This window comes from Enterobacillus tribolii, from assembly GCF_003363015.1.
GTDB lineage: Bacteria > Pseudomonadota > Gammaproteobacteria > Enterobacterales > Enterobacteriaceae > Enterobacillus > Enterobacillus tribolii.
Genome location: NZ_QRAP01000010.1, coordinates 45,070 through 58,070, shown reverse-complemented (window position 1 = coordinate 58,070; position 13,001 = coordinate 45,070). Strand labels below are relative to the sequence as shown.

At 53.1% G+C, this 13,001-nt stretch carries 10 protein-coding genes; 8 read left to right on the top strand and 2 right to left on the bottom strand.

What is annotated here, in order from left to right:
* The first annotated feature begins 18 nt into the window (after positions 1-18).
* The 4 genes from C8D90_RS18355 (at position 19) to C8D90_RS18340 (ending at position 5,332) form a co-directional block, all read left to right on the top strand.
* Positions 19-753, top strand: a complete 735-nt coding sequence (locus C8D90_RS18355; protein WP_115459918.1) for a fimbrial biogenesis chaperone — start codon at positions 19-21, stop codon at positions 751-753.
* 63 nt (positions 754-816) lie between these two features.
* Positions 817-3,429 carry a fimbria/pilus outer membrane usher protein gene (locus C8D90_RS18350; RefSeq protein ID WP_329955454.1) on the top strand — a complete coding sequence of 871 codons (2,613 nt, stop codon included), beginning with the start codon at positions 817-819 and terminating at the stop codon, positions 3,427-3,429.
* Complete coding sequence (locus C8D90_RS18345; protein WP_230473052.1) at positions 3,420-4,562, top strand: fimbrial protein; 1,143 nt, start codon at positions 3,420-3,422, stop codon at positions 4,560-4,562. Before C8D90_RS18350 ends, C8D90_RS18345 begins: the two co-directional genes overlap by 10 nt.
* 11 nt (positions 4,563-4,573) lie before the next feature.
* On the top strand, positions 4,574-5,332 hold the full coding sequence (locus C8D90_RS18340; protein WP_115459969.1) for a fimbrial biogenesis chaperone: 759 nt from the start codon (positions 4,574-4,576) through the stop codon (positions 5,330-5,332).
* A gap of 199 nt (positions 5,333-5,531) precedes the next feature.
* On the opposite strand, the gene C8D90_RS18335 is transcribed toward C8D90_RS18340, so the two are convergent.
* Complete coding sequence (locus tag C8D90_RS18335; RefSeq protein ID WP_115459916.1) at positions 5,532-5,741, bottom strand: CsbD family protein; 210 nt, start codon at positions 5,739-5,741, stop codon at positions 5,532-5,534.
* Between the two features lie 698 nt (positions 5,742-6,439).
* Between C8D90_RS18335 and C8D90_RS18330 the strand changes: the two genes are divergently transcribed.
* Positions 6,440-6,601, top strand: coding sequence for a DUF1328 family protein (locus C8D90_RS18330; protein ID WP_115459915.1), 162 nt, complete (start codon positions 6,440-6,442; stop codon positions 6,599-6,601).
* A 176-nt stretch (positions 6,602-6,777) separates the two neighbouring features.
* Here the strand turns inward: C8D90_RS18330 and C8D90_RS18325 are convergent, their stop codons facing one another.
* Positions 6,778-7,698, bottom strand: a complete 921-nt coding sequence (locus C8D90_RS18325; RefSeq protein ID WP_147291385.1) for an endonuclease/exonuclease/phosphatase family protein — start codon at positions 7,696-7,698, stop codon at positions 6,778-6,780.
* Between the two features lie 404 nt (positions 7,699-8,102).
* Between C8D90_RS18325 and C8D90_RS18320 the strand changes: the two genes are divergently transcribed.
* The 3 genes from C8D90_RS18320 (at position 8,103) to C8D90_RS18310 (ending at position 12,990) form a co-directional block, all read left to right on the top strand.
* Entirely contained in the window at positions 8,103-8,375 is a 273-nt protein-coding gene (locus C8D90_RS18320; RefSeq protein WP_115459913.1) for a DUF3811 domain-containing protein, read from the top strand.
* Between the two features lie 715 nt (positions 8,376-9,090).
* Positions 9,091-11,223, top strand: a complete 2,133-nt coding sequence (locus tag C8D90_RS18315; protein ID WP_162844423.1) for a filamentous hemagglutinin N-terminal domain-containing protein — start codon at positions 9,091-9,093, stop codon at positions 11,221-11,223.
* A gap of 183 nt (positions 11,224-11,406) precedes the next feature.
* Entirely contained in the window at positions 11,407-12,990 is a 1,584-nt protein-coding gene (locus C8D90_RS18310; protein ID WP_162844422.1) for a ShlB/FhaC/HecB family hemolysin secretion/activation protein, read from the top strand.
* Positions 12,991-13,001 lie beyond the last annotated feature (11 nt).

Genomic DNA, 13,001 nt, shown 5'->3' with positions numbered 1-13,001 from the left:
TAAGCGCCAGGTGTGAATATGTCAAAGATACTTTATGCATTAATTGCAGGCTTAAGCCTGCTCAGCGTGACAGCGCACAGCGCGGTCATCATCAACGGCACGCGTATTATTTACGAAGAATCTGCGCGTGAAACCGCGGTCAAAATTACTAACACCGGCAACATGCCCGTTCTTCTGCAAGCATGGCTCGACAACGGCGATCCGGGCGCCAAACCGGAAAGTATCCGGGCGCCCTTCAGCCTGACGCCTCCCGTCGTACGCCTCGATGCACAGAAAGGGCAAACCATTCGTATTCTGCGCGTGGGCAACGCGTTGCCTGCCGATCGTGAATCCGTGTACTGGTTCAACCTGCTGGAGATCCCGCCCAAGGCCACCAAACAACTGGCCGCCGGTGAGAACCTGATGCAGCTGGCGTTTCGTACCCGCATCAAGCTGTTCTACCGGCCGGAGAAATTGCCGATGTCCGTGGAGCAGGCCTACAAGCATCTGACGTTTACCCGCAAAGGAACGCAAATAGTGGTGCGCAATGCGTCCCCCTATTACCTGACGCTGGGAAAACTGGCGTTTCGCGCCACGGAAACCGGCCCCGAACTGACTAACCTGAATGCGCAGAAAGGGAAAATGATCGCGCCGTTCGCAGAGCTTGCGCTGACATTGCCAGGCAAGCGCACCCTGAACAGCGGAACCTTCGTCACCTACACCATTATTAATGACTTTGGCGGGAATACGCCCGGCACTCAGCAATTAGATTAATCGGGACAAAGCGCCCTGCGGGCATCACCGCAGTCAGGAATATCACGCTTTTGACGACTCAGGATGAGACTAACGAACGCCATGTGTAACTCTAAGAGCAGGCAATTACGGTTGTGGCCGTTGCTGACTCTTGTCGGCTGCGGTGCAGGCGGTTTATCCCTTGCGCCCTGTTCGGCTGCACAGGAAGCTGAAACCGTCGAATTTAATGATACGTTCATGCGCTTTCAGGTCGATGCGACACGTTACAGCCAGGGTAACCCGATCGATCCCGGCACCTACCGCCTTGATATTTATCTGAACAATCGCTGGATTGGCCGCCAGGAGATGCGCTTTGCCCTGCCCAACGCGCTTTCCCGCACCGCCCTGCCCTGTATTGACCTGACGCTGCTGGACTATCTGGGCATCAAAAGCGACAACGTTTCTGAACAAACCCTGCGGGCGCTGCAAGGCGAAGGGATCTGCGCGCCTCTGACCGAGATTATCGGCACAGGCGAAGCCGTCTACGATGGCGGGCAACAACGCATCGATTTTAATGTCCCGCAGGCCAGCCTCAAACGCCGGGCCCGCGGCTCCGTCGATCCCAAATACTGGGATAACGGCATCACGGCGGCCACCCTCAAATACGACTATACCGGCTATCACAGCGCCTCCCACGGCAGCGCGGGCGAAACGTATCACTATCTCAGCCTGCTGGGCGGTTTTAACTGGCAGGAATGGCGCCTGCGTTACCGCAGTTCGCTGAATCACAGCGGCGACAACGGCACCCGCTATCAAAAGATTGCCACCTATGTCGAACGCGCCATTCCGCCGCTGAACAGCAAACTTACCGTGGGAGAATCAACCACCGACGGCCAGGTGTTCGACAGCGTCAGTTACAGAGGCGTGGCACTGACGTCAGACGATCGTATGTATGCCGACTCGTTACGCGGCTATGCCCCGGTAGTGCGCGGCGTAGCCAAATCTAACGCCCGGGTGACGATTAATCAAATGGGGCGGACGATTTACGAAACCACGGTTCCGCCCGGCCCTTTCGCCATCGACGATCTGTATCCCACCGGTCAGGGCGGCGATCTTTACGTCACCATTACCGAAGCCGACGGCACGGAAAGCAGTTTTACCGTCTCTTACGCCACCATCGCTGAGCTGTTACGCCCCGGCATGACGCGCTATACGCTGATGGCCGGGCAATTCCGCGACAACAGCATGCACGATAAACCGGCTATCGCGCTGGGGACGTTACGTCACGGATTTTCCAACATCATCACCGGATACAGTGGGCTGACCGCTGCCGAAGGCTACTACGCGGCGGCGATGGGACTGGCGTTCAACACCCCCGTCGGCGCGCTGGCGACGGATATCACCCAGGCGCACACCCGCCTGCCCGGGAAAGGGGCTGAACAGGGCCAGAGCATTCGCCTGACCTATGCCAAAACCGTGCCGCAGACCAATACCAACCTGACGCTGGCCAGCTATCACTACTCAACCCGCGGTTACTATTCGCCGGCTGAAGCAATGCGCGCCCGCGACTACCTGAAATACGGGAACAACGCAGGGGCGTTCTACGACGACAGCGCCGTCCTGGATGACGGGACGGCGAATTATTCATACCTTCGCGGTATGCAGCACCGGCGTAACCGGGCGCAAATCACCATTACCCAGGGATTGCCGGAAGGGTACGGCTCCTTCTACGCCAGCGCCAATACCCAAAATTACTGGGGAACCCAGAAGCGTGATACGGATTTCCAGCTGGGCTACAATAATCAGTACAAATCCGTCAGCTACAATATCTCTGCTAACCGGATGCGTAATACTTCCTCAGGCAACTGGGATAACCAGATTACCCTCTCTTTCTCAGTACCGCTCAGTTCGGCCAGCAGTTCGCCGCGCCTGAGCACGTCATATACTCAGAAAAGGCACACCCATTCGCTGCAAACGGGGCTTTCCGGCTCGGCAGGGGAAAACAACCAGTATAATTACGGCGCTTATGTCTCCAGTGAACGCGCCGACAACAGCGGCCGCAACAACACCCTGAGCCTGAACGCAACCTGGTTATCGCCCTATGCCACGGTGGGCGGAAGCTACACCAAAAGCAGCGACTATGATCAGTATGGCGCTTCACTTTCCGGCGGTATCGTCGCTTATCACGATGGCGTGGTGCTGTCGCCGGAGCTGGGCGAAACCATCGCCGTGGTCGAGGCCCGCAACGCCGCCGGGGCGCGCGTCACCAACTATACCGGGGTACATCTGAACGGCAGCGGCCGCGCCGTGGTGCCTTACCTGAATCCCTACCGGATGAATGAGGTGGAGATCGATCCCAAAGGGCTTTCTACCGATACTGAGCTGAAAAGCACCAGCCAGAATACAGCGCCTACGGCCGGCTCGGTGGCGCTGATGGTCTTTGAGACCACATCCGGTTATTCCGTCTTGCTGGATGGCAAGCAAACAAACGGCAAACCGCTGCCCTTCGGCGCGGCGCTGGAAGAAGAGGACGGCAACGCCGTCGGTTACGTCGCCCAGGGCGGCCAGGCCCTGATCCGCGTCACGCACCACAAAGGCCAACTGCGGGCAACCTGGGGAGAAGGCCCGGGGGAAAGCTGCCGCTTCAGATATCAGCTGCCGCAAACCGCAGCACCGGAAAAAGGCGACTACAGACGCCTGGAGGTCATATGCAAATAAGCCCAACCAGCCATAAACACACTTACGCCGCGGCACAGGCGCTGTTTGGCGTATTGCTGGCGCTGCTGCTGATGGCCGGCCCCAGCCGGCAGGCGCAGGCCGCAGGCACGGCCTTAGACTGTAACTATACCGGCTCGCTCTACATTTACGGACCGTCCACCACGATCTATGTCAAGCCGAACACGCCGGTCGGCGAGCCGATCGGATCGTGGGTTACCGCCACGGCGCCCAACGACTGGCGTTGCCAGGTGACAAGCGGCTATCAGAATGATGACGTACGCGGCTCGGTTGCCACTTTTTCGCCCTATGCCATTGCAGGAATAGGAACGGTGACTATCGACGGCGACAGCTACACCGTATTCAACTCGGTAGTCAAAGCCGGGCTGGGCTACGTCGCCCGCTTCCGGGCAACCGGCGCGGGTTTCAGCACCGACTGGACCCCGGTGACAGGCACGTCGTCCAGCAATCGCGTCGTCGCTTATCCGCTGCTCGGACCGATTCCTTACAATAACGGCAACTACTTCACGCTGGGCTATGAATTACAGATTCACTTTGTGAAAACCGCCACCGGGCTAACGACGGGATCTGCTTCGGCATTTGATCCCACCTACATGTATACCTACCGGACCTATAACGCCGGCAGCAGCGAACAGACGGAGGTCGGGCGATACCGCATCATGCAGTTCCCCGGCAGTGCGGTAAAGGTACAGGTAATGACCCAGACCTGCGTGACGCCGGACGTAAACGTCACGTTGCCGGACGTCGGCGTCCGGGAACTGAAGTCGGTAGGCACGGTGAGAGGGCTGACGCCGTTTAAGCTTAGCTTTAATAACTGTCCGGGCGGGCTATCGGGGATTAACTACAAATTTGGCGCAACAACGGCAATCTTGGATCAGGCTAACGGCGTCACGGCGCTGGTAGCCGGCTCCGATGCCAAAGGCGTCGGCGTGTTGCTGCGCAGCAACAGCAACACCCCTATAGAGATGAATACGGAGTATTCCCTGCCCGATTATGACGCCAGCGGAACCAACAGCTACACCGTTCCGATGCAGGCCGGGATCTACCAAACGGAAAACAACGTACAGAGCGGCTCCGTCAAGGGCGCTTTTACCTTCACACTGATTTATAAATAATAATGATGATGATGCTATCGCTACTTCACGCCATTCTCCGCCCGCGCCATTGCCTGAAAGCCATACTGGCAGCGCTTGTCCTGTTAACCAGCCTGAACCTGCAGGCCAGCATCGCCATTGGCCTGACGCGCGCTATCGTTACCGGCGACAACAATGCCGGAAGCGTACAGATTTTGAATGAAGGCAGGTATCCTGCCCTGATTCAGGTCTGGATAGACAACGGCATTGATGAAATGAGCAAAACGCCGGAAGAGATTCAGGTGCCGTTCGTTATCAATACGCCGGTATTTCGCCTGGAAGGGCGCGACAACCGCCGGATACGCATTTTTTATACCGGTAAAGGGCGTTCCTTACCCAGCGACCGGGAATCGATGTTCTGGCTTAACGTCCTGGAAGTCCCCCCCAAGAACAGGGAGGCCCGGCCTGATACTAATTCAGTCCAAATCGCCTTTCATTCGCGTATAAAGCTGTTTTACCGTCCGCACGGTATTCCCGCCCAGGCCCAGGAGATTGGCTCACAGCTTATTTTTACCCGTCTGCCTTCGAACGGGTTACAAATCACTAACCCTACGCCCTTTCACATCACGTTCATGACGCTGGAAATTGACGGCACGTCGCTGACCGTAGCCCCCAACGATATGATCGCTCCGCTGACGACGGTAACTATCCCTGTTCCGCCAGCGAAAAAAGCGGCCACGACAGGCACCCGCGTGGTGTATTCCATCATCGATGACTTTGGCTCAACGGTAAAATACGAGAAGACGCTTTAAGGCTTTTGGCGGTATTCAGAACAGGCCGGGGTGTTTAACGAATTAAAGGCAGCAGGACTGAATCAACATCAGCCCTGCTGCCTTTTTCCTGTGTTACGCGTGAGGATGCAGTCATTGTTACGCATGCCGTCCATTTTCTCTCCGTACGGCATGCGAAACATGACCGGGCGACAACCGCATATTCCGTCGCCGTTAATCACTACCACTTGTAGTGATTGTGGTCTTCCCAGGCTTTAACTTCTTTTTCGGCGGCTTCTTTCTGGTAGCCATACCGTTCCTGAATCTTCCCGACCAGCTGATCGCGTTTTCCTTCGATCACCATCAGGTCATCATCGGTCAGCTTGCCCCATTTCTCTTTCGCTTTCCCTTTGAATTGCTTCCAGTTACCGCTGGCTTGATCTTGATTCATAATACCTCCGGTCGGTAAATATACGACATAGCCGAATGCCATGTTCAAGCAGTACCTACAACGATTAATTCTAGCGCGAATGAAATTTATCGCTAAATTCACTAAAAAATACAGCATTTAAAATCAGAAAAAGTCGGCTTAACTTACAGAAAAACAGGAGGAATTAATACGCGCGCGGGGATGTAACAAAATATGAATAACAAGGACAGCGCCAATACAAATTATTGACAGGGTCAGCGCCCGTTTATAACGATGAGGCGCAGGGTACATTCAGCATTCACTCCCGAATACCGCGTAATTAACCCGTAAACCCCCTTATCATTATGATGACTCCAGATTTATCTTAATCCATGACGTCTTCTGACTCATTCAATAACAATTATCTGATCTGCACTGCAATTTTTTTTAGCTGGTCTATAGTTATTTTCAGTGACAGTAATATAACCGGCAAAATCAAAGCCAGATAATTATCTGCCACACAGCTCCGTCCCGTAATGTAAAACGACGCGCGGCCCAACCGCCGGGATTAACATGTTCAGAATGCCACCCGGAGAGGAGCGGAGTAAAAAGAGGGAAAACAATCCGGCTGTATCGTTATCGATGGGAGAATCGTTGAAAAATCCAACCGGTAAAAGTTAGCCCGACCCAAGTACAACGACGGGTTTTTACCTTAATTGATTCAAGATGAGGAGAGCACTATGTTTCGTTGGGGTATCATTTTCTTGATTATTGCGCTGATTGCAGCGGCATTGGGCTTTGGCGCCCTGGCAGGTACGGCTGCATGGGCAGCGAAGATCGTCTTTATCGTCGGGATCATTCTGTTTCTGGTCAGCCTGTTTACCGGCCGCCGGCGCCCGTGACGTTTATTCGCTGACATAACCCGCCCCTGGGGCAATATCATCACCGATAACCCGCTTTTTAAAGACAGCCATGTCTGAAAAAGCGGGTTTTGAATTATCGGGTACGGGCAATAAACAGAGTGCCATACCCTGCCGGTCAGCCGGGGCCGGATACTGTGCCGGCCCCCTGCCAGGCCTTACTGATTTTTAATAATCATCTGTACCGGATAATGGTCAGAATATGTATCCGTAAAGTCATCCTTCAGCACTTTTACGTCCACCACATCACTCTTCATTACCGGAGAAACATAGATATAGTCATAACGCAGCGGCGTTTTTGCCTGATCATAGAAAATTTTGGTCGGCGCGGTCGCAACAAATTCATCAGGATATTTCTGTTTCAGCACATCGATGAAACCACGGGATAAAATATTCTGCTGCACAGTATAATCCATTTTGCCGTCCACCAGGTTTTTAAGCACCGGGCGTTTTGCTTCCTTCTCTTTCAGGTCATTAACCATCTCACTCTCGTTATAGCCTTTTTTGTCCAGAGGAGAGAATGAGTTGAGATCGCCGGCAATGATCCATTTTCCGTCCGGATCGTTACTGTATTTGATGGAATCCAGGATTAAGTTCATTTCATCAATACGCTGGGCGGTACGGAACGGGTTCATATGGGTAACAACAAAGTGATATTTCCCTACGTCCGCAAACAACGCGCCATGCCAGAGGTTATCCACGACCTTGTTGACGTTTACGATCGGATACTTTGACGTGATGGCCGTCGGGAAGAACTCGTCATCCCCCGGCACCTTAGGCTCTTTAAGCAGTACCGCGTAATTGTGCCCATAGCTCTGCGCGAAGGCTTCCAGCTTCTCACGCGTAAAATGGTTCATTTCTTGCCAGGCAATGATATCCGCGTCCTGTTGCTTGGCCCACTCAGCAAATTTCTGTTTACCTTCAGAGGTGTCAGACTTCATTCCCCAGTAAGCATTGTAGCTAATAATTTTCAGCTCTTTTTTATTCTCAAGCGACTCAGTCGCATAAGAAGAAAATGAAAGCCCTAATGCGCCTAAAAAAATAGCTGTGCTAATTATAGATTTCATATTATTCCTCACACGTTTTTAACTAATGCCCCTTGATACTAATTATTTCACGCCTTGAAATTAATCTTTAAAAGTACTTATTGCGACATTTATCACACAATACCTTGTTAACACCATAAATCACCATTAAATAAAGGAAACGCTTTATAAACCACCCCAAAAAACACACGCCGTTAAATTTCTCTGGATAAAAAAATGGCGTATCGCAGATAGATAAAAAATTAAATAGTTCCCACTGAATATTATCCCGGCGGGAAACTCGTGAAAATCGAAAGGGTCATCCTGCGTATCAGCGCCGCCATTCATTCGCGACAATGAATATAAATTGTTCTGCCGAACGATGTTTACTTATATCCCGGCAATGATGCAGGATGTAGCATAGCCACACAATGCTAACCGACCGACAGAGGTACGCTATGGCACTTCCCCGCATTACGCAAAAAGACATGACCGAACGCGAGCAGCGCGAACTCAAAACGTTGCTGGACCGCGAACGTATTGCCCATGGTCGCCCGCTAACGAACAGCGAAGCCAATAAGGTGAAAAAAGAGTACATCGACAAGCTGATGGCGCTGCGCGAAACCGAAGCCAGGAAAGCGCGCCAGTTAAAAAAGAAGCAGGCTTACAAATCGGACGAGGAAGCGTCGTTTTCCTGGTCAGCCAATACGCCCGTGCGCGGCAGGCGCTAAGGGATCTGACCGGCAGTCCGTTTTCATGGACGCTGACGCGTCTCAGCGCTAACCAGAAGTAAGCGCCGGGAGAACCTGCGGCGCATCAAATGTGTGATTGATGCCATACTGACGACAGGAGAGGACATCCTTCTCCTGACGGCATTGATTTCTTATTCATTCACGCCGGGTTAATTTGAAATGGCCGATTACAATCAGGCAATAAATACGCTGTCATAGAATCCTCCTATCGCTGATCTCCTCAACCACATTCCTTTTGCCAGAGATATATCCCTTTCTCTTCAGAGAAAAGCCAAGCATAAATTCATTGCAATTCACGGAGAGAATAATTCTGTTATTTTATATTTACACGACTTATTTATATTAATGCCACTCCTTTTGTTTAATTTTAAAATCGCGAAATAAAGAACATACTTACTATCCTAACATATATTCCTGAAAAACGAATTTGAACCCTATCCCGGGTAATAAAAAATGAAATGGAATTATCCGATAAAAGCGTAAAAATTCAATCAGATCAATCAATTAAAAAAAACAATAATATATTTCCAAATTATTGACTAATGAATAATTAATGATAATATCCCCAACTGCCAGCATGCTGATATTCAACAAATCCATATTTGGTTTATTAACTCTTTCCTCTAAGAGTCATCACTCTATAAATAAAATATCGGATTACGGACTTACTTTAAAAAAACAAGGAAACTTCTTAATGAAGAAAAAATCACAGCTTATTGCTAAATTAACGCCGATCTGTTTTTTCAGCTTGGTTGCCTGGGGAGCGGTATCTCACGCTGCCGTTGTTCCCACAACTTCCGTTATCGGCGGACCTTCCGTAAATACCGTAAATGGTGTTCAGGTTGTCGATATTAATAAGGCCGGTAATGGCGGCGTATCACACAACATTTATACACAGTTCAACGTAGACAAAAACGGTGTGGTGCTGAACAACAGCGGCGTCGGCGTAAACACCTCCCTGGCTGGCGCCATCAATGGCAACGCCAACCTGGCCGGCGGTTCCGCCTCAATCATTCTGAACGAAGTTAACTCCAACAAGGCCAGCCAACTGAGCGGAATGATGGAAGTTGCCGGTCAGCAAGCCCAGGTGATCGTCGCTAACCCGGCAGGCATCACCTGTAGCGGTTGCGGCTTCATCAACACCAGCCGCGCTACGCTGACCACCGGTAAAGCCCAGGTCGCCAACGGTTCCCTGCTGGGCTATACCGTTGAAAAAGGCGTGATTATCATCAACGGCAACGGTTTGGAAAGTTCCAACGCCAATTACACCGACATCATCTCCCGCTCCGCGCAGATCACCGGTGAAATCAAGGCGCAGGATCTGAAAGTGACCCTCGGCCGCAATAACGTAAATGCCACCAACACCCAGATCAGCGCCCTGACCCCGTCCGGCAGCACGCCGAGCGTCGGGCTGGACGTTGCCAAGCTGGGCGGCATGTACGCGAACAAAATCACGCTGGTGAGCACCGATCGCGGCGTCGGCGTACGTAACTCAGGCACCATCGCCGCCGCTGCGGGTGACGTCAGCATCACCACCGACGGTATGGTGGAGAACAAGGGCACGCTGCGCGCCGCCAATGATGTCAACATCGAAACCACCTACGGTCGTAAAGGCATGTACAGCTATTACTACTACTACGGTAATGGCTACGCGCTGAACAACTCCGCGAACGGCGTAATCTCCGCAGGGAAAAATATCAATATCGATATCGCCAAAAACAAGCTGAGCAACGGCGGCGGCTCCCTGGTTGCTAACAACGACATCAACGTTGTGAGCGGCGATGTAGACAACAGATCCGGTATCATTCAGGCCAAAGGCATCGTCGACCTGCGTCGTGACCCTTACTACTACGGTTACGGCAGAACGCTGAGTAACGCCGGCGGCCTGATCGAAGGCTCCAAGGGTGTCGTACTGTCGTCTTACAACCTCGACAACACCAGCGGCGTCATTCGCTCCAAAACCGGCGGCGTTGATATCAAAACCTACGGCTATCAGCTGAACAACACTAAGGGCACGATTGAAGGCTGCTGCGACATCAACATTGAAGGCGGCACGCTGACCAACACCTCCGGGTTGATCCAGTCGATGGGCGATATCAATATCACCACCAACCGCAACACCCTGAACAACAACAAGGGCGCTATCCGTGCGGAAAACAACGTCACCATCAACAGTGGCTCGTTGAATAACGCCTCCGGTCGCATCCAGGCGCTGAACTACCTGGACGTCAACACCAACGGCGGCACCATCACCAACACCGGCCGCATCACGGACACCCAGGATGCCGGCCTGTTCAGCGGTACTGGCGGCATGACCCTGGTGGCCAGCACCATCAACAACAACGGCGGGCAGATCACCTCCGTGGGCAACGTCGTGGCCAACACCTCGTCCAGCCTGAATAACTACAACGGTATCATTGAAAGCGAGAAGGATAACGTCGTTATCACCACCCGCAGCCTGGATAACCGTAACAACGGCAAGATCATGTCAGCCCATGACACCGTGATCAACGCCAGTTCGGTCAGCAACTCCGGCGGCAACATTAACGCACTGGGTCAGGCGACGCTGGCAATGTCTGGTTCGTACTCTCACTACGGCACCCTGAGCGGCAAAGATGGCGTTAACATCCTGGCTGATAAAGGGACGGTCTACAACTACGGCACGCTGGCGTCTTCCGCGGGTACGACAACCATCAGCGCCCGTAACTTCTCCAACCAGAGAAATGCAGTGATCGACAGCCCGGCCGGTGTTCAGGTCGTACTGGGCTCCCCGGGTAGCTTCAGCAACTACGGCACCATCAAGGGTGATATCAAGCTCTATCCTTAATTTTTATTAAGTGACACAGGCGGCTTCCCGTGAAGCCGCCTGATTTTCTTTATACGACACACGCAATTGACACACTCAACGGAAAATTAAAATAAGGACATTGCTATGCAGCTCCGCTTCCCAGCCCCTTTGCTGTTGATATTTTTGGCTCCGGTCGCACTAGGCGCAGAAAATAGCCAATTGATGGAACGACAGTCGACCCACCAGCAGGAGCAGGAAAAGGCCCGTTATAACCAGTTGGAAACGCAGGGTAAGGACGTACGCGCCTCCGGCGCTGAACTGCAAAGCTCGACGATCAAATTCCCTGCGGAAGCCAGTTGCTTTGACATCCATCAGGTGGTTCTGGAGAAAGACGACAAGATCCCCCACTGGATCCCGCTGCATAAGCTCACCACCCAGGCAGAAGGCCGCTGCATCGGCATTGAAGGCATCCGCACCCTGGTAACCGCAGTGCAGAATAAACTTATCGGCCACGGCTACATCACTACCCGCGTCGGGGTTCCGCGTCAGGATCTGAACCAGGGCGTACTGACGCTGACCGTGGTTTCAGGCGTGATCGGCAATATCACGCTCAGCGAAGACAGCGACAAATACGTCAACCTGTACTCCACTTTTCCCGGCCATAAAGGCGACATTCTTGACCTGCGCGCCATCGAGCAGGGGCTGGAGAACATCCAGCGCATTCCCGGCGCCGATGCGAACGTGATGCTGCGACCGGGTGAGGAAGACGGGGAAACCAATATTGAAATTACGCGCGTACAGCCCTCTTTCTGGCGCGTGGGCGGCTGGTTTGACGACGCCGGCAGTAAGTATACCGGCCGCTATCAGAGCGGCGTCGCGCTGTATCTCGACAACCCGGCCTCGCTCAACGATCTGTTTTACGTTTCCGCCGGGCGCGATCTGCATTTCCAGGACTGGCGCAATTCGAAAAACGGCTCCGTCTATTACTCGGTACCTTACGGCTTCTGGTCGCTCGACATGTATGCCAGCCGCAGCGAATATTTGCAGCGTATTTCCGGCATCTGGACAGATTTTCAGTACCGCGGGAAAAGCAAAAACCTCAGCCTGAAGCTCAATCGTCTGCTCTATCGCAACGCCAATCAGAAAACGACCGCCAGCGTGCAGTTACTGAACAACCAGTCCAACTACTACCTGAACGACACGGAAATTCAGTTGCAGAAGCGCGAAGTCACCCACTTCATCACCCGGCTGAATCACCGCCGCTACATCGGGCGTTCCATCGTGGATGCCATGGTGGGCTACCAGCGCAATACCTCCTGGTTCGGCGCTAAACAGCAGGCGGGCACCAGCTCGCAAAACCGCATCGTCAGCCTGGACGTCAGCGCCACCATCCCTTTTACCCTGCTGGGGCAATCCATGAGTTATCAGCCGCGCTACCAGCAACAATACACCCCGGACCGGCTCGCGACGCAGGATCAGTTCAGCATCGGCAACCGTTGGACGGTGCGCGGATTTGACGGCGAAACCAACCTGTCCGCCAATAAAGGCTATTACCTGCGTAACGACATCAACCTGAATCTGCCCAAGCTGAAACAGCAGGCTTATGTTGGCGTCGACTACGGCAAAGTCAGCGGCGGCGGCAACAGCGGCTTCGCCACCGGGCACCTTGCCGGCGGCGTCATCGGCGTCCGGGGCCTGCTGGGGCCGATCAGCTACGACGCCTTTGCCGGCGTACCGTTGTCCAAACCCGATAACTTCAACACCAGTTCCGTCAGCCTGGGCTTTACCCTTCAGTGGCAATTTTAACGCGGGCGCCT